Origin of the sequence: Maribacter algarum (ex Zhang et al. 2020), from assembly GCF_005885635.1 — a bacterium.
Classification (GTDB): Bacteria; Bacteroidota; Bacteroidia; order Flavobacteriales; family Flavobacteriaceae; genus Maribacter_C; species Maribacter_C algarum.
In genome coordinates, this window is record NZ_VATY01000001.1 from 132,392 (window position 1) to 157,113 (window position 24,722).

Below are 24,722 nucleotides of genomic sequence, written 5' to 3' on the forward strand. Positions count from 1 at the left end.
ATTCAGAGAGAATTAAAGTGATTTAGGTTTCAAAAAAGGAATGGAAAGTGGGTAATAGTAGGTTTGTGAATTTAATACGGATATCAGGTTCTTAATGCTTACGACTATTCCAAATAAAACCACCGCGGCTGTACCAAAAAAATTAAACCCGGGAAATAGAAAAAAAGCTAATAATGAAATCATCAAAAATAAGGTAATCGTGCAGTGAAAGTTTATAATTGCTCTGCCGTGCTCATCATAAATGATATTGTCTTCTGCTTTATGAATCCAAAGAAATAGGGGAATCAAAATATTCGCAAAAGGAACAACTAATCCGAAAAATGGTAAACCGTGAAACATCAGCATCCATTTTCTTTTAACGCTTTCTTCATTCGGGTTATCTAAAACAATTAAATCCTCAACTTCAATTCCCAAACCAACGGCCAATAATTTTACGGTCTGCAAATGCGGCTGTACCTCACCTTTTTCTATACGCTGAATCGTACGAACACCCACAGTTGTACTATCAGATAATTCTTCTTGGGTATAACCTTTGAGTTTTCTATGATATACTAAATTTTCGCTGATGGACTTTTTATTCATTTCTACCATTTTCTTGGCACAAATCTAAAGCGTATTCCTCACATTTTACACGCCATTTGAATGTCACCTAGCTGTCACTTACCGCATTTAAAGGGTGATTAGAGACAAAAACCTACTTTATAAAAATAAACCAAATAATTCAACAGCAAAAGACCCCGCCTTATGGCAGGGTCAATTGACTAATTAAAATAAAAACTGAATAAACAGAATTCACTATCGTATTTAGGGTTCACCTAAGGTATTTCTAATAGGCCTCTTCATGAACATTCGCTACAGCTCTTCCTGAAGGGTCATTCATATTTTTAAAGGCTTCGTCCCACTCCAAAGCTATTTGTGTACTACACGCTACCGAGGCTTCTTGAGGCACGCATAATGCAGCCGCATCTGAAGGGAAATGCTCCTCAAAAATAGAACGGTAGTAATACTCTTCTTTTGATGTAGGTGTCTGAATTGGGAATCTGAAATTAGCGTTCTTCAATTGCTCATCACTAACTTCGGAATCCACTACTTCTTTCAAAGTATCTATCCAGCTATAACCTACTCCATCTGAGAACTGTTCTTTTTGGCGCCATGCTACACTTTCCGGTAGCATATCCTCAAAGGCTTTGCGAACCACCCATTTCTCCATACGTTCGCCATTAATCATTTTATCTTTTGGATTGATACGCATCGCAACATCCATAAATTCTTTATCTAGGAAGGGAACACGGCCTTCTATTCCCCATGCGGCTAATGACTTGTTCGCACGTAGACAATCATACATATGTAGCTTACTCAACTTTCTTACCGTTTCTTCATGGAATTCCTTATCATTTGGTGCCTTATGGAAGTAGAGGTATCCTCCGAATAATTCGTCAGCACCTTCACCTGAAAGCACCATCTTGATTCCCATAGATTTGATAACGCGCGCCATCAAATACATGGGTGTAGAAGCTCTAATCGTCGTAATATCATAGGTTTCTAGGTTATATACCACATCTTTAATGGCATCCAAACCTTCTTGTATGGTAAATTTAATTTCGTGATGTACCGTACCAATATGGTCAGCTACTTTTTGGGCAGCGGCTAAATCGGGAGAACCATCCAATCCCACAGAAAAAGAATGTAATTGTGGCCACCACGCATCGGTCGTATCATCAGATTCTATTCTCTTTTGTGCATATTTCTTCGCAATTGCGGAGGTAACTGAAGAATCTAAACCTCCAGAAAGCAAGACTCCATAAGGAACATCAGACATTAATTGACGACGCACTGCCGCTTCTAAGGCTTCTTTAATTTCTTGAATACTAGTTTCGTTTTCCTTAACGGCATCGTATTCCATCCAATCGCGAGAATACCATTGTTTCAATTCTCCATCGGAACTATGCAAATAATGCCCAGGTGGGAATAACTCTATCTTACTGCAGGTGCCTTCTAAAGCCTTCAATTCTGAAGCTACATAGAAAGTACCGTTTTGGTCCCATCCCATATACAAAGGAATGATTCCCATATGATCTCTAGCAATAAAATACTCGTCTTTCTCAGTATCGTAAATCGCAAATCCGAAAATGCCGTTCATCTCATCGATAAATGATGGACCTTTTGCTTGATATAAGGCTAAGATTACCTCGCAATCAGATTCCGTTTGAAAGTCGTAAGTACCTTCAAACTGCTCTCTCAATTCCCTATGATTATAAATTTCACCGTTCGCGGCTAATATCAACTTACCATCCGGACTAAGCAAGGGTTGCTTTCCTGAGGCCGGGTCAACAATTGCCAATCTTTCATGAGCTAATATTGCCTTCTCATCCGAATAAATACCACTCCAATCTGGTCCACGATGTCTCACTTTCTTAGACATCTCGAGCAACTGAGGACGCAATACTTCTGTGCTCTCCTTCACCTCAAATGCACATACAATTCCACACATAACAATTCAATTAATTTTAATTATCATACAAATATCTATTTATACTTTCAATTATAAAACATATTTAATCATATCAATTACATATTATTACTATTTAAACGCTAATTCACACAAATCAGTTGATTTTAATAGCTTATTCAAAAAGAAACCGATATTCTGTAAGAACAGCTGATTTTAACGACTTTTTAGGAGAGAATCATTTGATTACTCATTAATTTTAACGCCTAAATAAATTAAACACTATTATGAAAAAAGTATTTATCATTGCCTTTATGGCATTAGCTATGGTATTTTCAACCCAAGCTGTAGCACAAGATTTTAGCGGAATTGACAAAAGTCCCTTAGACAATGCATCTTATCCTTCCGATTATAAGGTTTCTGACAAAGTAGTTCGTATTACCTATGGTCGTCCTCAACTAAAAGGTCGTGCCCTATCTGAATTGGCTCCTGCGGGAGAAGTTTGGAGAACTGGTGCCAACGAAGCTCCTGAAATTACATTTTATAAAGATGTCAATTTTGGCGGAAAGGATGTCAAAGCAGGAACTTATGCTTTGTTAACGATACCTGGTGAGAAAGAATGGACCGTCATTTTACATAGCAATTTGAACCAATGGGGTTCTTATTTCTACAAGGATGAAGCTTCTGATGTTGCTCGAGTTATGGGTGGTGTAAGCATGGGAGATAAATCTCTTGAAGCATTTTCTGTAGCTTTCAAAGAAGTTGAAGGAGGAGTTCATATGGTAATGGGCTGGGACAAAGTTCGTGTTGCCGTTCCGATTATGATGTAAGGTTCCGATAATTTATAAACTAGAAAAGCCGAAATCATATTGATTTCGGCTTTTCCTTTTTTAAAGTATTGTGAGTAACTATGCTATTTGTAGTGATTCAAGATCTTCTTCACCCGTTGTTCTTTTGAAAAATCTAGATATCAACGTAGGATAATAATAATTCAAACTATCCAAGTCTTCAATAATACACGTTTTCAAAAACGTACCTAAATCCTTATAAACCAGATTTACAGACATCATTGGTGCAAAAGGATGATTTAAAGTCTCCAAATCATAATATTTATCCTCTGCAATTACGTTCATGTAGACTCTCTTTCTGTCGTAATCAATAGAAATATCCGCTGCCTTATAGGATATACGGATTAGCATTTTATGGAATAGCTCGAACATTGTAAGGTCTTCACCTTCCACGCAACTGATATCAATGAGCAACTTTAAATCTTTAACGACATCATTTTTGGTTGGTTTCATCTCTTTTGGGTTTATTAGATTGAATTCTATCCCACAAAGAAGATGAAAATAAGAGCACAACATGAAATAATGTTGTGAAAACAACAATTTGTGTAGGTAAAAACCTACTTTTTTGATGAATTTAATAAACTAACAAATGTATATCAATGTGTTACCAAGGGTGTAATTCATCGAACTTCGCCCCCTATATACGTCTGCTCGGCCATTATTGTAGGAATTTCTCTTGCCGGAACGGTCATTATGTCCTTATTAAAAATCGTAAAATCAGCAAACTTACCCGCCTCAATACTACCTTTTTCGTTTTCTTCGAAATTGGAGTAAGCTGCCCAAATAGTCATTCCACGTAAAGCCTCCTCACGAGTCAATGCATCTTGCTTTTGAAAGCCTTCTTTGGGAAAAGCATCTAAATCTTTTCGGGTAACGGCAGCATAAAATGTCAAAAATGGACTCACTTGTTCAACTGGAAAATCAGTGCCCAAAGCCACCTTACCTGCTTTATCTAACAATTTCTTATAAGCGTAGGCACCTTTTATCCGCTCCTCGCCTAGACGTTCTTCTGCCCAGTACATATCGCTAGTCGCATGCGTAGGCTGAATAGACGGAATAACTCCATTTTTGAAATAATCAAAATCAATAGCGTCTACTACCTGCGCATGCTCCACTTTCCAACGTCTGTCATTTTTACCCTGCAAGGCTTTTTCATAAGTGCGCAGTACCACAGCATTTGCAGAATCTCCAATGGCATGGGTATTCATCTGATATTCTGAAATTGCGATTCGACGTGCTAAATCCTCTATTTCCTCTATTGGAGTTACCATCGCACCATAATGTCCCCACTTATCAGTGTATGGTTTCTTCAAAACAGCTCCCCTGGAACCTAAGGCTCCATCTCCGTAAACTTTTACAGAGCGAACATTTAATTTTTCGGTCTTTACGGGACCTTGGTATAAATAATGCTTTAAATTCTCAGGTGTGTTACTAACCATGGCATAAACGCGAATGGAAAGTTCTCCTCCCTGTTGAAGACTATCAATAAGCTCAATAGTCGAACGATTTAGTCCGGCATCATTCACTGTTGTTAATCCATAATTCATACAGATACGCTCAGCATCCTTCAAAGCCTGAACTTGAGCTTCAAGAGAAGGCTCAGGTATTATGGCATCAATCAATCGCATGGGGTTGTCAATAAGGACTCCAGTAATGCCCGAATACCCATCAGTCCATTTTTTTACGATTTCTCCACCTTCAACCTTCGTGTCCCACTTGATTCCTGCCATGTCCAAAGCAACTTGGTTGACCAAATAAGCGTGACCATCCACTCGCTCTAATACTACCGGAATATCTGGGTAGAGTTCATCTAGTTCTGTTTTGGTTGGGAACTCCTTTAGTTCCCAATCATTCTGATCCCATCCATCCCCAAGAATAAAATCTCTCTGGTTTTCGCGCTGAAATTGCTGAACACGTTCCAAAACCTCTTCGAAGCTTTTAGTACCGACAAGGTCAACTTCTTGTTGTTTAAGGCCCAATCCGTAGAAATGGCAATGCGCATCAATTAAACCGGGAGTAATTGTTCGGCCATCAGCGTCAACAATTTGGTCTGCAGTATAGGTTTTTCGTATTTCTTCGGATGTTCCAACCGCCACGAACTTTCCTTTATGAACAGCAAAAGCATCAGCTTTAGAAAAGTCGTCGTCCACGGTATATACATTGGCGTTTACAACCACCATGTCCACTTCTTCTTTTAAAAACTCACAACTTGTACAAAGGAATACTATGAAAGATACAAGGCAAACAACTCTTGGGTATGCCCGCCAAGAACTCTTAGGGAAACGACTTAAAAATATAGAAGCAAGCCTCAGAGCATTAAAATCTCGATTATCGCGTAAATTTTTCATTTTGGTCGGTATTGGGTCGACCAAAAATAAGGAAATCAATATCTTAAATCAAAAACGTTCTCTTAAAAGAAAAATGTCATTAAAGCTACCATCGTAGCCTAAATGACATTTTTAAATTTAGAGCACTATAACAGAATAGTGCTTATACCTTTTTATTCAGCAGAAAGTGTTTTAACACCAGTTATAGTCATTGTTCCATTACTGGGTGAAGTACTCGTACCTGATAATTTACTTCCTTTTGCCTCAAGAGCTACAGAAACAGTTTCCCCTTCAATATTTACGGTAAACGTAATCTTGTTCCCTTTTACCACAACATTTTCTCCATTTACGGCTCCTCCACTAAGTTGAACTTGTGCCTTATAGACGTCGCCTTGTTTTATAATCATCAATAAGCCTTTATCATAACCTTCAGGTGCACCTGCAACTGTATATTCCCATCCGCCTATTAAATCATCTTTAACTAGTACGGCTATATCATTCTCTTCTGAACTTGCCATTATTTCTAGGGGCGCGAACATCAATGTAAAAGCCATTAGTAAAAAACCAGCTATTCTTTTTGTAGAATTTTTCATGTTTGTTGTTTTAGGTATTAGTCTATCTATTTGTAAATGTAAAGAATTATTTAATTTGATGGGGCTAGGCGCAACTTTCAGGTTTAGCTTTTAAAGTTGGCCTTTACCATCTATATTCTTTTAATACAAAATCAATGCCACATTTTAGAGCTTTCATTTTATAAGTTCAAGAAACCCCTAAGAAAAGGTTTGCTAGATTTGTTAACCAAAATTCATTTAGATGAGCAGTAAACAAGACTTTACCTTAATAGGCGCAGGAATTATGAGTGCCACCTTGGGTGTATTACTAAAACAATTAGTACCCAGGGCGAAAATTACCATCTATGAGCGGTTGGATAAAGTCGCCGCCGAAAGTTCAGACGCATGGAACAATGCCGGTACTGGTCATTCTGCCTTTTGCGAACTGAATTATACGCCTGAAGATGAAAACGGTAATATTGATATTTCAAAAGCTTTGCGCATTAGCGAGTCATTTGAAATCTCAAAGCAGTTTTGGGCTTATTTGGTAAAGCAGGGACTCGTGGAAACCAATGTACCTTTTATCAACGATATTGATCATATGAGTTTTGTTTTTGGGAAAAGCAATCAGACTTTTCTAAAAAATCGGTACGATGCGCTTACCGCCTACCCTATGTTTATGGACATGAAACATTCTGAAGACTTTCGTGAAATCGCTTCATGGGTACCTTTAATGATGGAGGGAAGAAACACAAATGAGAAAATTGCTGCCACTCGAATGCCTATCGGTACAGATGTGAACTTCGGTTCAATTACTCGAAAAATGATTGGGTATTTAGAAAGTTGTGAAGATGTAGAAATCCATTTGGGGCATCAGGTAGAAGACATCGATAAAAGAGATGATGGGACTTGGGAAATCGAACTCACTGACCTCAATACGAATGAAGAAAAAACGGTTCGTAGTAATTTTGTTTTTATTGGAGCTGGTGGTGGTGCACTTAAACTTCTTGAAAAATCTGATATTCCGGAAGGAGAGGGTTATGGCGGTTTTCCAGTTAGTGGCCAATTTCTAAAATGTAATAATCCGGATGTTGTTTTGCGGCATGAGGCAAAAGTATACGGCAAAGCTGAGGAAGGTTCGCCACCAATGTCTGTGCCGCACTTAGATACGCGTATGTTAAATGGTAAACGCTCTTTGCTGTTTGGACCTTACGCTGGATTCTCAACGAAATTCCTGAAAAACGGTTCCTACCTAGATCTACCGTTGTCATTAGATGCCCATAATATATATCCAATGATCTCTGCAGGAATCAATAATATTTCGCTCACTAAATATTTGATTGAACAGGTAATGCAATCTCCCGAAGAAAAATTTGAAGCTTTAGTAAAGTATTATCCAGAAGCAAAATTTGAGGATTGGGAATTAATTACTGCCGGACAACGGGTACAAATCATTAAAAAAGACGAAGATGAAGGCGGCAAACTACAATTCGGAACGGAGATTGTTTCCTGTAGTGACAATTCGCTTGCGGCTTTGCTTGGAGCTTCTCCAGGCGCTTCAACGGCAGTTTCTATAATGTTGAATCTATTGCAAAAATGTTTTCCCGAAGAAATCAAATCCAGGGAATGGCAAACCAAATTGACAGAAATGATTCCGTGTTATGGAAAGTCGCTTATTGAAGATGGAGAGCTGTGCAAAAGAACACGGGAATATTCAACTGCTGTTTTAAAGCTTGAAGATGTGTAATTATTGTTGAGATTGGGATGTAATCCAGGCATCTATTTTTTCCTCCAATAAAACCAAGGCCAAGCTACCCGAGTTTAAAACTTGATTATGGAATTCTTTAATATCAAACCTTTCGCCTAAGGCATATTCGGCCCTCGTACGCAGTTCTCGAATTTTCAATTGCCCAATTTTATAAGATAAAGCTTGACCAGGAGTTGCCATATATCGTTCTATTTCAGCAATAATTCCTTCCTTGGACTCGGCTTCATTTTCGAGGCTATATTGAATTGCCTCCTCACGTGTCCAACCCTTCGCATGAATACCGGTATCGACCACCAAACGAATGGCTCGGTGCATTTCCATACTTAACATTCCGAAGTATTGAAGAGGGTCTTCGTACAAACCGAGTTCTTTTCCTAAAGATTCGGCATAGAGCGCCCAACCCTCCACAAAAACACCCATACTCTCTGGATGTAAAAATTCGGGGAGTTTTGTATTCTCTTGTTGCAGCGATAATTGAAAGTGATGTCCGGGAATGGCTTCGTGCAAAAACAAAGCTTCATCGGCGAACTTGTTATAGGTTTTTATAATTGGAATCGGAATGTAAAAAGTTCCTGCTCTAGTAGCATCTTTTGAACCCGGCACATACTCTGCACTAGCAGAAGCTTCACGAAACGCTTCAGTACGTCTTACTTCAAATCCTGCTTTGGGTCTAATATCGAAAAACTCATTCAACTTGGGCTCCATTCGTTTCTGAATAGCATTGAAGTTGGCGATTACTTCTTCAGGTTTAGAAAAAGGCATTTGGTCTTTGCGCTGACGCACGTGATTAAAAAAGGCTTTCAAATCTCCTTTAAACCCTATTTCATTTTTCACTGCTTCCATTTCACCTAGAATACGTTGCACTTCACTTTTACCTAGTTCGTGAATGGCATCAGCGGTCATGGTAGTAGTGGTGTGCAATTTTATAAGGTAATCGTAGGTTTCTTTCCCATTTGGTAGATTTGAGAGTCCTGATGTTTGACGAGCAACGGGCAGATATGCTTCCTTTAAAAAGGAATCTAACTCTTTATATTTTGGAATTAATTGCTGAGATAGGAATTCAATATACGCCAATTCAATTTCTGTTCTATCCGAATCACTAAAATTCTCGGGAAAATTCCGAATTGGAGCCATAAATAAATGCTTTGCAATGGGAGCATTTATGAACTCTTGCAACTGCGGAATCATTTTTAAAACAATAGTTTTAGGAAGCACAACTTTTTGAGCAATTCCTTCTTCCATTTTTTCGATACAGGTATCTAAAAAGGTCATATAATCCTGTAATCGTTTCAGCCAATTATCATAATCCTCAATTGTTTTGAAGGGTTGAACGCTGGCTCCACTTCCCAACTGAGCAACATACAAATGCAAGGATTGTATTTGTAGCAAAGGCATCAATTCAAAACTGGGTAAGTCATATATGGGCGAGGCCATAGTGACCAATTCGTTTTCTAGACCTTGGAGCTTAATAGAGCAATCCCATTTCATCACCCGAAGACTTAGCCATTGCTCCTTCGACATCATACTTTCATCATAGGCTTCTAGTTCAACTAAGAAACTGCGATACTTCTGCTTTAGCAATTCTTGATAGTTATCAGAGATGTAATTTGCTATGGTATCATTGTAACTATTAAAACCAGCTTTGGTAGCTTCTATAGGGTTTGCACTCTTTTTAAAATCGTAATAGGATTCAAAAACAGTATCAATGGATTGTAATTTTGCTTCAGCGGTCTTAGCACCTTCCTTACAAGAAATCAAAAGGAATAGTACTGAAATACAAGAAATGTATGCACTTTTTAAAAATGATGTGGTCATGAAAGGAAAATGAATAGATTATTTTTTACCTCTTGAACGTTTCTGCTCTTTCATCTTAACATAGACCAACTTTTTATGCCCTCTGGAGTCCTGACGACGTTCTACCTCAATAGCCTTGATAGACTGAAAAAGAGGTGTCAATTTTTGAAAACCATAATTACGAGAATCAAAATTGGGCTGTTTCTTCTGTAACAAACTACCAACATCGCCTAAAAAGGCCCAGCCATCGTCATCAGCTAAATCACTAATAGTAGTCGCAATCAAGCGCAGTTGTTTTGAGGTTATTTTATCAAACTCAGTTTTTGGTTTTGATTTTTCTTCATCAGCACCAGTGGTATCATCTTGTGACTGATTCTTTAGGATTTCGATGTAGATGAATTTATCACAAGCTACGATAAAAGGATCCGGAGTTTTCTTCTCACCAATACCAAAGACTTGCATGCCTGCTTCTCGAAGTCGGGTGGCCAACCTTGTAAAATCGCTGTCACTACTCACCAAACAAAACCCATTTACCTTGCCCGAATAGAGAATATCCATTGCATCGATAATCATTGCGGAATCCGTTGCGTTTTTTCCTTGCGTATAGCCGTACTGTTGTATCGGGGTAATAGCATTCTCAAGCAAGACTGTTTTCCATTTGTTCAGACGGGGATTCGTCCAATCGCCGTAAATACGTTTAATAGTAGGATTACCGTATTTGGCAATTTCTTCCATCATTTCTTTTACATAGGCTGAAGGAATGTTATCGCCATCAATGAGTACTGCTAGATTTAAGTCCATTATAATAGTTGGTTTTCTGCAAGTTACGAGGATTTAAAATACTACGGACCCAGTAGTTGTTTTTATGAAGCAAAATGTTCTAAATTCAAAATAAAGTATTGTTTATCGCTATTTTTTTATTGTTTATCAATAATTATTTGTTTCTTTACAGCATATTAATCATAATTTCTTATGAAAAAACGGACAATCATTTCAGCAAAGTCATTGATGATATTCTTACGCTACTCTCTTATTGGGTTGTTTATATGGAATGTGTTGCATTTAATGGTATTCTTGATTTTCCATTTGGGGCCAGCAGTACTATTTGGAGAAAGAAAGGGAGTCCATTTACCTATAGTATTTAGCCCAAGCAATGAAGGTATTCTAACATTGCCAAATACGGACTATGAATATATGTTTCATATTCCTGCAGCTACCGGTACCTTCCAAGCTTATGGTCTTCCCTTGAAATTCTTCTATTTGTATTCAATTAGCATCTTGGTGTATTTTGCCTGTATCCTTTTAATTACTTATTTAATCATTAAAATGCTAAAGAATGCTGAAAATGGCACTTTTTTGGTTATTAATAATGCTATTCGGTTACGCTATATTGCGATATTATGCATTGTTACACTTCTTCGTGATAAAGTAAACATAATCGCCTCCTCACATTATCTTAAGGACAAAATAGAACTTCCTGGTCTTGAATTTTATGACTTGGCCCCTTATTCATTTCAAAATTGGAAACATATTTTCCTATACCTTTTTCTTCTTATTATTGCGGAAGCCTTTCGAATAGGAGCCCAATTGAAAGAAGAAAACGATTTAACTATATAAAAGCAATACATGCCTATTATCGTAAATCTTGATGTAATGCTTGCCAGACGAAAGATGTCTCTAACCGAACTTTCCGAAAAAGTGGGTATTACTATGTCTAACCTTTCCATTTTGAAAAAAGGGAAAGCGAAAGCTGTGCGGTTTACCACCTTACAGGCTATCTGCGGAGTTTTAGAATGTCAACCTGGAGATATTTTGGAGTATAAGGCAGAAGATTAAGTAATACTTTTTAAAATTCTATTCGTCAATCAAAAACAATCATATGAAAAATCACAAAAGCTTTTTATCATTTATTTTACTTTTCACAACGGTATTCGCTTACGCTCAAAATCTGCCAAGCCTATTGACAGAGAAAAATATCAACTCCACTTTTTCTATTCTGGCTTATGATGAAAATACCCAAGAATGGGGAATTGCTGTCGCCACAAACAACATCTACGTCGGTAATTCTACAATATACATTGAACCTGGTGTTGGCGCATTTTCAGTAATTGCTGAAACTGAGCCCGGATATGCTATTGCAGGATTTGAGAAACTTAAGGAAGGAAAAACGATTAAACAGGCCATTACAGAAGTTAAAGACAACGATGATCAATCTAATTACAGACAAATTTCAGGAATGGATGCAAAAGGAAATATTTTTGCTTTTACAGGAAAATCCTTGAAATATTGGAAGGGAAATGCATCCGAAATTTTGGGTGAGAATTATGTTGTGATAGGGAATCAGCTGGCAGACGATGTACTTCAAGAAATGTGTAAAACCTTCGAGAATTCTAAAGGAACATTGGCCCAAAGGCTTTTGAAAAGTTTAGTAGCCGGACAAAATACAGGCGGACAAATTTCGGGAAAACAATCAGCGGCGGTGGTTGTAAAAGGCACAAACAACGACTGGTATAATCAAATCGACCTTCGTGTAGATAATTCCAAAGAACCAATAAAGGAATTACAAATCTTAATGGACTATCATTATGGTCGAATTCGTTTAAATCAATCACTTTATGCCATTAGAGAAGGGAATTCAATTAGGGCAAAGCAAAAATTAACAGAAGCTGAAGCGATGCTAGATGGTTGGACCGGAATGTACTCGAAAATAGCAGGTGCCAATGTTATCATTGGTAATGAAGACGCTGCTGTACAATGGATAAAAAAGGGGCTTTCGGAAAATCCGAATTGGTCAGTCAATCTACCAGCCTTCTATTTTTTACATAAGCACCCAGAAATGAAATCAATTATTAAGCCTAGTTCATTTAGTATTACAGACTGGGAAAGCGCTTTGGGAATGTTCAGTAATCTCGGTCGAGAACTAGAGCTAATCAATTTAGCAAAAAACTTAATCGGTCAGAATGTAGAATCCTCATATTTGAATTACTTATTAGGTAGAAGCTACTTTTTCGAAAAAGAACAAGACAAAGCTATTGTGCATCTAGAAAAAGCTTTAAAAATGGATGGAGAAAATATTGAGGCGGAAATTTTGTTAAAAAGAATAAAAACAAAATAACTTTTTATTGCGGATTCCGAGCCTTCAAAGATCCAAAAACAAGAAAGACCAAAAAGGCTAAGCCTAACCAACCTAATAGTTGATACGAGCCAAAAGCAGTAAAGCAAAGACTAAAGATACTAGGGGCCAAAGCACTTGCCAAGATTAAGAATGACATGACTTTTCCTGTAATTGCTCCTAAATGATTGCGCCCGAAAAAACGAGGCCAAGCAATTGTATTCAACACGGCAAAGAACCCACTCATTATACCAAAACCTGCCACTAACAAGGGAATACCGGCAGCCGTAGGCAATAATAAAAATCCAATTGATGCAACGATTCCACCCGTTATCATCAGATACAAATACAATCGCAATTGTAGATAATCACTCAAAAAGTTCGCAATGGTTGAAATCGAAACGGCAACTACCGAAGCTGGTAAAAAGATGGAAATTGCGTCTTCTTTTGGAAAGCCTTCACTGGCAAATATGGAAACGATGTGAAAAGTGAGTCCCGTTATAAAAAAACTATTGAAAGCCAAGATGAGGCCGTACATCCAAAAGGCGCGGGTTTTAGTAGCTTCCTTTAATGTGAACTGCTTCCGGTTAATTGCGGTTTTCTCCTCTGTTTCTACTATCTCTTTAACTCCGTCTGGCAAGAGTCCATATTTTTCTGGTTTATCCTTATACAGGAAAAAAATAAAAATACTCATTACTAATAAGCCCCATCCTAAATATTGCCATGCCCCTTGCCAACCGCTGCTTTCGATAAGAGCATCTACCCAGATGGGTGAAGACGAAAATCCAAATGATAGGGCAACACTACTGAACGCATTAACCTTTCCCCTATTCTTATCAAACCAAATCATGATGACGTTTCGAGAAGCCATGGTCAAAACACCCTGACCTGCGAAACGCAGTAAAAAGAACAAAAAGGTCATTATTACAAAGGGGATTGCCCAGGTATCTTGATTGAGCAACTCCTTTATAAATTCGCTCATTTGAGCAGACCATGAGCATAAAAAAAGAGCGACTGCCAAAACCAAAGCTGCAAAGAAGGCGACATAACGCGCTCCATACCTATCAAACCAAACGCCAGCTCTTCCAATAATTAATGAGCTAGCAATTGTACCAATCATATAAGCGTTGCTGAATTGATTTCGTGAAAGCCCCAAGGCATCTTTTACGGGATCTGTAAAAACAGAAACACCGATGGTTTGTCCAGGAATACTGCAATAGACGCCAACGGTTCCAATCAAGAGCACTACATAACCATAAAAGAAAGGACTTTTGGAAGGATTAATACCTGTAAAACGTTTTGATTCTTGAATGTTTTATGCTTTAACGATTAGAAGTGACGCTAAATTACATAAAAAAGCCCCGACCAATTGGTCAGGGCTCTGTGTCTTAAAAAACTAAGAAGTATATATTAAATTACTTTAACGTTTACTGCATTTAATCCTTTTTTACCTTCTTGTAGATCGAATTCAACTTCATCGCCTTCACGAATTTCGTCTACTAATCCAGATACGTGTACAAAATGATCTTTGTCTACACCTTCTTCAGTGATAAAACCAAAACCTTTGGTGTCATTGAAGAATTTTACTGTTCCTTTGTTCATTACTTAAAATTTAAATTAATTATTTAATCTTAAGCAAAGATAGTGCCAATATATTCAACAACACCATCTTATCAACTTAATGTGCTTTTAATTAAATAGTTACTTGAAAATTAAAATCGTTAAAAGGGAACCATGCAGAACTAATTTAGGACCCTTTTATTTGTTTATCATATCTCGTTTGGTAATGACAAACTCGACTCTTCTATTCTGTCGACGACCATTCTCACTATCATTCGTAGCTATAGGTTTTTTTCCGCCATGCCCTTTTGAAACAATTCGGTCTTCAGATAATCCTAATTTTTGAAGATATTGAGCTACCACTTGAGCTCGTCTAGCAGATAATTTTTGATTGTAGCTATCAGAACCTACACTATCTGTATGTCCTAAAATACTAACATATAATGTTCTGTCGCTATTCAAGTGTTTGTAAAGCGCCAGCATTTCTTTTTTTGATTCTTCATGGAGCTTGAATTTATCAAAGTCAAACAGAAGATTTTCGAAAACATGTGTTTTATCAAGGCTATATGTCTCTTCCGTCGATTTCAAATCGGCAATATTATTTTTTGAAGTCTTAATTGTTGCTACCGGCTCAACTAGCACAAGGTCGACATAGTAATATGCACCTTGCTTTGCATTGCGTTTGGTCTTGAACATTCTGGTTCTGGCATTGCTTTTAAAATTGCCCATAGTGAGAAACCTTTCCGTTCCTTTTGCCGTGAATTGGGTGTGAACTAATATCCAGTCTTTGGTATCAGAATAGAAATTACTGTACCCGATTTCCATATAATTATAATCGTTCCCTTTTTGCTGATACATCTTTTTCTTTGAAAGTGGTTTCTTTCCAGATATACTCATACGATCCTTTGAGAACAAGACCCCGAACTCCTTGATAGCGAAATCAGACCTTTCCGCTAGACTTACATAAAACGAAACCTGATACGTTTCACCCTTTACCAAAGTTTCAGACAATTCAGCCTGTAAATACTCACGATAATCATTCGGAGCATATAAATATAAGCCTGCATAACCTTTTCCAAAATCGGCGGGTTGTGTACCATTAAAGTTTTTAGGAGTTCCCATGGCTGTACTACATCCATTGAAATAATCTGTAGAACCTTCTGTAGGTGTAGACCAACTAACGACATCGGCATTAAAATTACCAAGACGTTTTGGACAATTGACATATTCCTCAAAACTTGGATTTTTAATTATGTTTTGAGCAATAGTGATATTTGCAAAAAGCAAACAAGCTGTTAAAGCCAAATGTGTTTTAAGCCTATAATACATTGGGACAAATGTTATAACTACCTTAAAAATAGGAAATTAAAAAGCAAGGCACCTATTATTCAGTAATAGGTTCGATAACCAGTAAGGGTTTTTGGTTGTAGTACGGTTTAGGAAGTTTTTGTTGTCCTAATTATCATCTTCGTCCTCAAAAAGACCTGAGGCGTAATATTCACGTTTCTTTTTTGAGATAATAAACTCTACACGTCGGTTCTTTTCTCGACCTATTTCTGTTTTATTGGCCATTAAAGGTTTTGCATCACCATATCCCTTCCAAGCAATTCGAAACGGTGAAAGACCATTCTCAACTAAGAATAACCCAACGGATTTTGCCCTCTTACCGGACAAGTCTAAATTGTAATCTTTATTTCCATAATTATCGGTATGACCATAAATGGCGATATTTAAAGAGGGGTTCTCTTTTAGGTAATCCAATAATCCTCGAAGTTTTCCCTGTGATTCTTCTTTAATTTGAAAACCATCAACATCAAAATTGAGGCCTTCAAACACATAAATCTCATCTAAAAGAAAGGATGGTTCTGCCTCAGAAATAGAGATCATATCAACATAATAATAAGAAGCTTTTTTTAAATTTTTACCTGTTACTATCATTTGGGTTTTTCGGTTCTCTTTAAAATTACCGAAAGTAAAATACCGCTCATTGCCGTTCGCAATATATTCACTTCTAATTTCCATCCAGTCTGACTTGTTCGAAAAGTATTTGGTATTGGTCATACCAAGATAATTTGAAAGACCTTCTTGAAGCATCATCCGATGTGGAATATTTCTGGTGGTTTGTAAATTAAGTGGTTTATCTCCAAAAAGGAAACCTAATTCCTTAACGGCATAAGCCGACTTATCAGAAAGGCTAACTACTACAGAAACTAGGTATTTCTTATCTTTTTGCAATACCTGTTTCAACTCTCCGCCAATATACTCACGGTAGTCTTTTGGCCCAAAAGCATAAAAACCGGCATACCCTTTTCCGTTAAAGACGTTTTGGTGACCTGCGAAATTCCTACCTACTGACATTTGTTTGCTACAGCTATTGAAATAGTCTGTACTTCCATTTGTTGGGCAAGTCCAGAACAGAACATCCTTATGGAAGGTAGCATAATCAGAGGGGCATTGCACATAATCCTCAAAACTCGGGTTCTTCACCAAATTTTGGGCCAAACAAGCTGTAAGACCGCAATAAAATAATGCGATAAGGACAAAATATCTCTTATGTTTTGAAAAATAGCTAACTGCCATATCAAGTAAAATTGTAAGAATTTTTTTACTTAATTTGGAGTTATAACGCACTTGTTCTTAAAAAAGTGCTTTTTTTCGATAAACTGCGCATACCAGAAAAGGCGTCATCATTTAGAAATCCCGATGCCCATTGGAGATACTTAAATTTTTAAAGGAATGTAATTCTACGATTTACTAGTCAAGAGAATCTATATAATCTTGTATGAGCTGAACTCCCTCGGCATGCTTTACGGTAATACCTACTAAGGGCATTGAAGGTCCGAAAGCCGGGTCGATATCAACCCTGTTTCGAATATCTGCTTTGAACGGGTCAATGTTACTATTAGTAAAACTTGTTTCGTATCGAAAATCAGGACGGACACCAATATTGGCATCATGTAACCCGCCAGGTTGATGGCAATGTGCACAGTTCACATCCATATAGGCTCTTGCTCTTTCTGACAAGGCAAAAGAAGTATCCGACCAAACAGGTAGCGACTCAATTTCAGAAATACTTGGTGCTCCTTCTAACAATCCCTTATCGATTAAATTCTGCAGGGAATTCACTCCGTTTTTCACAAAATTCAAATTTCGCGATTTCGGACCAATAGGCGTGATTGTGTTATTATTGCTATGGCATTGAATACAATTAACCATAATAGGAACTAGATAGTTGACACTTCTATTTGCCCCTGTTTTATCAATCCAATTTACAGGTACAATTGGCCCATCCAAACTCAATTCTGCATCAGTTTGTTCGGCATTCCAGATGTAATTTCCCATTTCCCAAATACCGTTCTTTTTGATTAGAAGTCGTGTTTCTATCATTTGTCTTCCTGCGGATGGATTCCGTTCATCATTTAGATAGTAAAAGGTTTTTGAAATAATGGTATTATCAGGGAAGCTTAAAAGCCCCTCTCCCGTATAGGTCATTTTTGAATCCTTGGGAATAGATATCGATCTCAATTTATATGAATAGTCCGTATATAAGGGAGTGGCTAGATTATATTCATCTACCGTTCGATTGAATTTTAGATTTGCTACCGGCCCTTCAAATAGGTTCAACTCAGAAAGAAAGGGTAAAAAATCAGCCGTGGGATAAACGGTATCATCGAAATAAGGATCAGTTGAATTCGTTATTTCATCTCCATTTAAGAAACCATCAGAATCGCAGTCGGCATTAGACCATAAGGTGCTCGAGGTATTGTGCCCCGTATAACCAGGTTCCTGTTTTGGATCACAAGGGTCATTCATATCGGTTCCGGCAAGAAGCTCATCACTATTTACAATTCCATCACCATCAGTATCCGTTATTTGATCAACATAGGGGTCGGTCGAAGCTGAAAGTTCATCACCATTTGTAATCCCGTCCTTATCACAGTCAGAAGCCAGCCAAGTAGCGCTTGTAGAATCAAAACCAGAATACCCTGAAACTTGTACTGGGTCGCACGCGTTGTTTTTGTTAGTACCATTGGCTACTTCTTGTTCATCGAGAATTCCATCTCCGTCAGAATCAAGCATAACCACCGGGTTATCACCCGTATCTTCTGATTTACATGAAATAATCAAAAGTGACATTAGTAGGAAAAATAAACTGAATATTCCTAAAAACTTAGAAATTGACTTCGTCATAAAACAACAATTTTCTTCTATAGCAACGTAAAAATAAATCTTATCATAATAAACTCATCTTAATTTGGCTAATAGTCGACAAATTACCGTCCACTATCACAAACTTTATATGATTTTAATCATGAATACGTGATTTATAACAACTACGGCTACCAAAAACCCTAAATCATGTTAAAATTCGGTATTCGAAATTTTAACATTATCCACCAATAACACGGTGTTCTGGATAGTAGCAGAAATACCTACCTCAAGAATATTTTGAATGGAATTTGAGGTTGGTAAACTGATTCCGGTGGCGGAGATAATCTCAACATCATCTTGCCAAAGCTCCAAAACCCCATCTTCGGCATCACTAAATTTAAGATGAACTTTGACTTTAAACCATTCCCCTTCGGGAACAATAGTTGCGGAATTTGATTCAAACCGAAGTTTGGCTCCAAACTTGTTTTCCAACTCTAGTTTGTTGTTACGAATTACGACACGGGGACCAGGAGAGCCCTCAAAGTAAGAGTTTTCAAAATCTACCAAACTATAAGGCATTCCACTCTTGATATAGTAATCGGCCTCAAACCACAAATCATCGCTCTTCTTAGAATAACTGAGCACAGACTGCATACTACACTTTGAAACTACCATATCGGCTGTCGGAGCAACGCTATTGAATTCAACTACTTTGTTTGTAGAATTCTCTGGGTCCTCTACAATTGTTATCGAATTATCAAGAAAGTCACAAGTCTCTTCTAAAATACATTTGCTCAAAGCAACATACTCCGGTACGGTTTTGGTTTGTGGGCTCTGTAAAGTAAAACCTGTCCAAAACAAATTAGCATCGCTCAAATCCGTTGCAAAAACATCAATAAACTTCGATTTTTCGAAGTCTTCAGCAAAGCTATTTTTGATGGGAATCAAAACGGATCCATCCTTTATAAATGTTCCAGAAGCATCGGTGGTATAGTTGTCTGATTCAAAATTAGGGTCAAAATATTGAAGTTGAAATTCACAGGCGTTATCTGAGCCTAAATATACCTTACCATCTTCATAAATATAAAGGTCATTGCCATTTTCGTCAATAAAATTGTCCAGTAAATTTTCCGTACTACAAGAACCATCAGTGGGAATTTCAATATTCATGGCCTGTTCAGCGTCAGAACTACAACTGAGAAAAAGGAGTAAAAAAAACACAGCTACAAGACTGTATTTAAAAGCAAAATGCATCGCTACTTATTTTTGGTTATAAGTAAAACGTTTGCCTCCAACAAATATTGGCATTAAATTTCAGGAAGTGTTTTGACTAAAAATCAAACTTATAGGTAGCACCGCCTAAAACTTGCAGGCCTTGTACTCTAAAATTGGCCCAACGTTGGTAGTTGTTATTGGCCAAATTCGACCCTCGAACAAAGACTGAGAGCTGGTCCGTTATGCGATATCCAATATGCGCATTGGCATCAAAATAACTGTCCAAATCGATAATCGTTGCAGGAAAATCTTGTTGTGGTGTATTTTCTACTGCAATGGTAGAGAAATCTTGTCGCTCTCCAACATAGAAAAGGTTAGCACCTAAATACCACTTTTCTCCTATTTGATAATCTAAGAACAACGAACCTTTTAAATCTGGTAGATTCCAAGCTGGTAAATCTGTTTCAGTGCTGTAGTTAAAATACTCTGCATTTACACCTAAAGTAAAATTGCGATTGACATCAACATTCAGTTCTCCGAAAATTCCAAAGGTTTTAACATCATCACCGATAGTCACACCATCCAAGGAAAATACTTCGAAGGAGTTTCCTAAGTAATATTGTTTGTCATCCGTTCGGAAATCGTTTCTTGGATTCAACTTAAATAAGGGCTTTCTGTTCTCAGCCTTATAGGAAGCCTTTACATTATAACTAAGGTTTGGAAACAATTGCCCCCGTAAACCGAAATACGCATCATATTGCTTATCGGTTGGAGCAACGGTCAAGGTTGGGGACACATAGGGATTCTCTTCAACAAATCCATAATAAGAATTCTGTACCAATTCTCCTTCAATACCGCCATAGGCTATAGCTACATCATTCAATAGACGATAAGAAGCCGTCACCGTCGGATATACATAAAAGTTGCTGTCGCTACGTTCTCCATCTAATCCGTAGACCAAATTCACACCTAAGTTTAGCGTTAGGTCATCTCGCAACATGGTTAAGGTCGGATTTACACCCACCTGCAAATGGCTGTAATTTATTCCTTGAATATTCTCCGTATTATTCAGGCTTGCGTTTTCAAAACTACCATTTACATAATCTACTTTGAACTTTATTCCAACCGTTTCTTCCGCTACGGGAAACTCAAATTCAGGAATGAAAACCACACGGTTCTCTCCAGATTTCACGGCATCCCAAAAGCGACGGTACTTAATTTCTGTTCCCTTAAAATATGAATCCTCCAAATTGATATGGGCACCTACTTCACCCATAAAATAGTTTTGTCGGGCGTCAATTGCAATATCACTGTTAACAAACGGAGCTTCGCCAAACAAACCTTCTGGAGTACCATACCAATTATACAATTGATGCTGAAAACCTAGGTCAATTCCCCAATCATAATCCCTATCTCTATTCTTATAGGAACCCTCTAATTGACTATTGGAATAAAAGTTATCTAATTCTACTCCGCCAATATCCGCTCTTGAAGAATTATGTTCCAATCCAACTGTATAACCTGATTCTCGATCTATCGTACGACTAGTATAAAACTTAGCCATGATGTTTGCAGGATTACCTCCTCCCGCAGAAGCGTAAGAATTGTATAAAATCGGCGGTGGTGTCTTTTTTACTTTGGATGCAGTTCCCTTAGCAGGAGAAAAGGTTGAAGCTACAGGTACAGAAAATATACTATAGTCAATCTTCTTTTTCTGAAGTGCGATGGAATCATTCATAATCGGAATGGATTTGATTTTGAAAGCATCAGAAATTGTTGGCGTATAAGCCTTGGTAACCGTTACCGTTTCTGTTCCGATATTATCTTCCTCTTCCTCTTGAGCCCAACCGAACTGGCAGAGGACTAAAATAAAAAGTAGTGTTAAATGTTCCTTTTGCATTTTGTGTTCTTTTGTTCTCTAGTTATCGTTTGGATTTACCGATGAATTGCTCTTCGCTTCTTTGGCTTTAATAATCGAAAGCTCCCCTCTAGCCTCCGCCACTACTTCTGGATACTGGCTGAAATTTGACGTCACACTTTCTAAAATATAAGTGGCCTGATAAGCGTCGCCCAGGGCATAAAAGTTCTTTGCCATGATAATCAAGCCTTTGCCTCCCCATTCTTTATAACTGGAATAGTCTTTGGCCAATTTCTGTACCGAAGCACTTGAAGCTTCATAATCTTGGTCTTGATTTTTGAAATAGGCATCATAGTACAAAGCTTCTGCCGCGAGGGAGCCTGAAGCAATTTTCAAAACCTCAGCATAGGCTTCTTTTGCTCTGGATTCATCGTCTGTTTTAATTGCCGAACGTGCAATGAAAATTTGAGCATCACTTTTAATGCGATTATCTATAGAAGGAGTTCGCAGAACCTTTTCAGCATAGGCGATCGTTCTTTCATAATTCTTCTGTTCATAATAGCCTTTCATCAAATTGGACTGGGCAAAGGTTCTATTTTGCTGAATATCGGCTTGATTTTCCAAGCGTTCTAAATACGGAAGTGCGTTTGCATAATTTTTATCCCCAATATAAACTTCGCATACACGAGTTAAAGCTTGCTCTGCATATTCACTGGCACCTTGGTCAGCAACGTATTTATAGTAAGGAAGCGCCTTGTCTTTCTGCCCTTTCCCAAAATACAATTGTGCCAAATTGAAATTAGCCTTGGTCGCATGCAGTCCGTTCGGGAATTGTCGAATATAACTTTCATACCCACGAATTGCCGCATCCGTTTTTCCTTCTAAATTTTGTTTGTCCGCAGATTCAAAAGTGGCATTGTCCAATTCAGTATCCGTTACCTCAACGAAATCCAAATCCCCAACCCAAGCGGCATATTCGTCAACTCTGCCCATATCAACATATACCAATTTGGCTGTTGCAACGGCTTGAATCGCCTCCTGAGTTTTTGGGTAATCGCGAACAACAGTTTTGAATTTTGCCAAAGCTGCTTCGTTTCTACTGCCGTTATAGTGCACCAAACCTTGTCGCATGATGGCTTGGGGCACCAAAGAACTTCCTATGTATCCGCTGATAAGTTTATCATAGGTTTGCAATCCCTTGTTTTCTTGACCACCTGTTATGTAGGTATTCGCTAATTCGAAAAGGGCATCATCCTTTAAAGTGGATTGAGGATAGCTAGAAACAAAACTTTCCAGCCCTTCAATTTTGGAAGCATTCCTTCCCACAAAGCCGTAACTCAAAGCCTTCTGAAAAGCAGCATAGTCTTTTTCAGGTCCGGAAAGCGCTAAGGATTTATTGTAGGTTTCAATTGCCGGCCAATACTTACTGGTAACAAAGTAACTGTCCCCTAATCGTAAATACCCGTCGTTTAGTTTCTGTGTGTCGTTTGTTCCTGAACTGGTAAAATTGGTAAAATAAGTTATTGCACTGGGGTAATTTCGTAGTTTGAAATGAGTATAGGCTAAACTGTACTCAAGGTCTTTGTATTCATCCGTAGATCTTGCTGAAGGATTTTGTTGGAATTCCATAAAATTGCTCAAAGCCGAATCAAAACGATTCAATAGATATTCTGATTCTCCTTTCCAATAACTTGCTCTCGCTTTGAACAGGGCATCTTCGGCACTTCCTAAGGATTTACCAAAACTCTCGGAAGCTCCGGCATAATCGGTTTCTATAAATTGCTCGACACCTAGATAGAAGGCCACTTTTTGATAAGTGGTCTTACTAGCAAAATCACGGTTGTTTTCAAGCAGCTCCATCGCTCCTTTGAAATTCTTGGAAGTGATATAAGAATCCACCAAAAGTTCCTTCATCTGGCTGACATTCTTGTCATTCGGATATTGTTCTATATAGGAGGAAATTACCTGTGGAACCGGTTCATAAGGATTCCCGATTTCATAACTCAATCGCGCGTAGTTCAAATAAGCATCTTTCTGTATCTCCGCAGAGAAATCCATTTGAGAGGCATTTCGGAAGGCGTTTAAGGCTTCCTGTTTCTTATCCAATTTCAAATAGCATTCCGCCAAGTGGTAATAGGCATTTTGGGAAACACTATTTGTTCCGCCAATAATTTTATTGAATTGCTGAATGGCATTGGCAAAATCGCCTTGTTTATAGTAGCTATATCCCAACAAGTAATAATCAGTGTTGTTCCATTTACCACGTTTTCCTTGGTAATCCTCCAAATACGGAATCGCATTATCATACTGTTTTAAATTGAAGTAACTCTCCCCGATAATCTTGCTCAATTCCGATTTTTCCTTGCGGTCACCTTTTGCCATTTGCTTCTTGGCCAAGGCAATTGCTTCATCAAATTTTCCAAGCTTGAAATTCATATCCGCTTGGTAATAACTCATTTTCTCCTCTAAAATCTCAGGGTCGGTAATCTCATCAAAACGCTCGTTTGCCTCCTCATAATCGTCTTCTTGGTACGAGATATACCCCAAGTAATATTTGGCTTGACTGGCATAAACGGGAGAATCAGTTACTTTGTTCAAATACCGCTCCGCCTCTTTTGTTTTTTTAGATGCAAAAAGAGAATAACCATAGTTGAAATTGAACTTATCCATCTCACCACGAGATAGTGCTCCTTGGTCAACTTTATTATACCATTTTAAGGCATATGGATATTTTCCGGTTTCAAAATAGTATTCCGCGACATCTGCAAAAGCGGAATTCCTTTTGGTGGAAGTTGGATACTTCTCAACGAAATCTTCCATCAAATTATCCGCTCCCAATTGATTCAGACGTACCGCAGCATTCGCTTCATAGTAGGCGCTATTAGCTTTGGTCTCTAAATTATCAGAAGTGTTTTTGACTTTCGCAAAAATGGTCTGTGCGGCTTGGTATTGCTCATTATTATAGAGAGCAAGCGCATCTTGGTAATCTTTGTCTTCGTGGGTATAGATTTTGGTCTCTTGGGAAATTCCTAAAAAAACCATCCCTAGAAAAAGCGGGATTAAAGTGATTGACTTTTTAAACATAGTG

20 protein-coding genes are annotated in these 24,722 nt (G+C 37.9%); 5 read left to right on the plus strand and 15 right to left on the minus strand.

Annotated elements, in window-relative coordinates:
• Positions 1–12 precede the first annotated feature (12 nt).
• Together FEE95_RS00620 and asnB are read right to left on the minus strand one after the other, a co-directional pair.
• Positions 13–582 carry a helix-turn-helix domain-containing protein gene (locus FEE95_RS00620; RefSeq protein WP_138655895.1) on the minus strand — a complete coding sequence of 190 codons (570 nt, stop codon included), beginning with the start codon at positions 580–582 and terminating at the stop codon, positions 13–15.
• 244 nt (positions 583–826) lie between these two features.
• A complete protein-coding gene (gene asnB / locus FEE95_RS00625; RefSeq protein ID WP_138655896.1) occupies positions 827–2,491 on the minus strand; it encodes an asparagine synthase B in 1,665 nt (554 codons plus the stop codon).
• A 245-nt stretch (positions 2,492–2,736) separates the two neighbouring features.
• Between asnB and FEE95_RS00630 the strand changes: the two genes are divergently transcribed.
• A complete protein-coding gene (locus tag FEE95_RS00630; RefSeq protein WP_138655897.1) occupies positions 2,737–3,279 on the plus strand; it encodes a DUF2911 domain-containing protein in 543 nt (180 codons plus the stop codon).
• A gap of 78 nt (positions 3,280–3,357) precedes the next feature.
• Here the strand turns inward: FEE95_RS00630 and FEE95_RS00635 are convergent, their stop codons facing one another.
• The 3 genes from FEE95_RS00635 to FEE95_RS00645 form a co-directional block, all read right to left on the minus strand.
• Entirely contained in the window at positions 3,358–3,750 is a 393-nt protein-coding gene (locus tag FEE95_RS00635) for a hypothetical protein (protein WP_138655898.1), read from the minus strand.
• A 167-nt stretch (positions 3,751–3,917) separates the two neighbouring features.
• Positions 3,918–5,477, minus strand: a complete 1,560-nt coding sequence (locus tag FEE95_RS00640; RefSeq protein ID WP_238474533.1) for an amidohydrolase — start codon at positions 5,475–5,477, stop codon at positions 3,918–3,920.
• Between the two features lie 320 nt (positions 5,478–5,797).
• The gene (locus FEE95_RS00645) at positions 5,798–6,217 is read right to left on the minus strand and encodes a hypothetical protein (RefSeq protein ID WP_138655900.1); all 420 of its coding nucleotides are present in this window, start codon (positions 6,215–6,217) and stop codon (positions 5,798–5,800) included.
• A 220-nt stretch (positions 6,218–6,437) separates the two neighbouring features.
• Here FEE95_RS00645 and mqo point away from each other — a divergent pair, with 220 nt between their 5' ends.
• The gene (mqo, locus tag FEE95_RS00650) at positions 6,438–7,922 is read left to right on the plus strand and encodes a malate dehydrogenase (quinone) (protein ID WP_138655901.1); all 1,485 of its coding nucleotides are present in this window, start codon (positions 6,438–6,440) and stop codon (positions 7,920–7,922) included.
• Here the strand turns inward: mqo and FEE95_RS00655 are convergent, their stop codons facing one another.
• A complete protein-coding gene (locus FEE95_RS00655; protein ID WP_138655902.1) occupies positions 7,923–9,758 on the minus strand; it encodes a DUF885 domain-containing protein in 1,836 nt (611 codons plus the stop codon).
• A gap of 18 nt (positions 9,759–9,776) precedes the next feature.
• Complete coding sequence (locus tag FEE95_RS00660; protein WP_138655903.1) at positions 9,777–10,538, minus strand: NYN domain-containing protein; 762 nt, start codon at positions 10,536–10,538, stop codon at positions 9,777–9,779.
• Positions 10,539–10,709: 171 nt separating this feature from the next.
• Between FEE95_RS00660 and FEE95_RS00665 the strand changes: the two genes are divergently transcribed.
• From FEE95_RS00665 to FEE95_RS00675, 3 genes are read left to right on the plus strand one after another with little or no spacing between them, the layout of a single operon-like run.
• Positions 10,710–11,354, plus strand: coding sequence for a DUF2975 domain-containing protein (locus FEE95_RS00665; RefSeq protein WP_138655904.1), 645 nt, complete (start codon positions 10,710–10,712; stop codon positions 11,352–11,354).
• Between the two features lie 9 nt (positions 11,355–11,363).
• Complete coding sequence (locus FEE95_RS00670) at positions 11,364–11,573, plus strand: helix-turn-helix domain-containing protein (RefSeq protein WP_138655905.1); 210 nt, start codon at positions 11,364–11,366, stop codon at positions 11,571–11,573.
• 43 nt (positions 11,574–11,616) lie between these two features.
• A complete protein-coding gene (locus tag FEE95_RS00675) occupies positions 11,617–12,852 on the plus strand; it encodes a DUF1028 domain-containing protein (protein WP_138655906.1) in 1,236 nt (411 codons plus the stop codon).
• Between the two features lie 4 nt (positions 12,853–12,856).
• Here FEE95_RS00675 and FEE95_RS00680 read toward each other — a convergent pair whose 3' ends face one another.
• From FEE95_RS00680 to FEE95_RS00715, 8 genes are all read right to left on the minus strand, one after another.
• Complete coding sequence (locus FEE95_RS00680) at positions 12,857–14,095, minus strand: MFS transporter (RefSeq protein ID WP_238474479.1); 1,239 nt, start codon at positions 14,093–14,095, stop codon at positions 12,857–12,859.
• A 164-nt stretch (positions 14,096–14,259) separates the two neighbouring features.
• The gene (locus FEE95_RS00685) at positions 14,260–14,451 is read right to left on the minus strand and encodes a cold-shock protein (RefSeq protein WP_138655908.1); all 192 of its coding nucleotides are present in this window, start codon (positions 14,449–14,451) and stop codon (positions 14,260–14,262) included.
• Positions 14,452–14,607: 156 nt separating this feature from the next.
• Entirely contained in the window at positions 14,608–15,738 is a 1,131-nt protein-coding gene (locus FEE95_RS00690; RefSeq protein ID WP_138655909.1) for an OmpA family protein, read from the minus strand.
• A gap of 126 nt (positions 15,739–15,864) precedes the next feature.
• On the minus strand, positions 15,865–16,989 hold the full coding sequence (locus FEE95_RS00695; RefSeq protein WP_138655910.1) for an OmpA family protein: 1,125 nt from the start codon (positions 16,987–16,989) through the stop codon (positions 15,865–15,867).
• 174 nt (positions 16,990–17,163) lie between these two features.
• Positions 17,164–18,600: a hypothetical protein gene (locus tag FEE95_RS00700; protein ID WP_138655911.1), complete on the minus strand. Its 1,437-nt coding sequence runs from the start codon at positions 18,598–18,600 to the stop codon at positions 17,164–17,166.
• 171 nt (positions 18,601–18,771) lie between these two features.
• The gene (locus FEE95_RS00705) at positions 18,772–19,815 is read right to left on the minus strand and encodes a heparin lyase I family protein (RefSeq protein ID WP_138655912.1); all 1,044 of its coding nucleotides are present in this window, start codon (positions 19,813–19,815) and stop codon (positions 18,772–18,774) included.
• Between the two features lie 76 nt (positions 19,816–19,891).
• Positions 19,892–21,676, minus strand: a complete 1,785-nt coding sequence (locus FEE95_RS00710; RefSeq protein ID WP_138655913.1) for a TonB-dependent receptor — start codon at positions 21,674–21,676, stop codon at positions 19,892–19,894.
• Positions 21,677–21,694: 18 nt separating this feature from the next.
• A complete protein-coding gene (locus FEE95_RS00715) occupies positions 21,695–24,718 on the minus strand; it encodes a tetratricopeptide repeat protein (RefSeq protein WP_138655914.1) in 3,024 nt (1,007 codons plus the stop codon).
• Between the last annotated feature and the right edge of the window lie 4 nt (positions 24,719–24,722).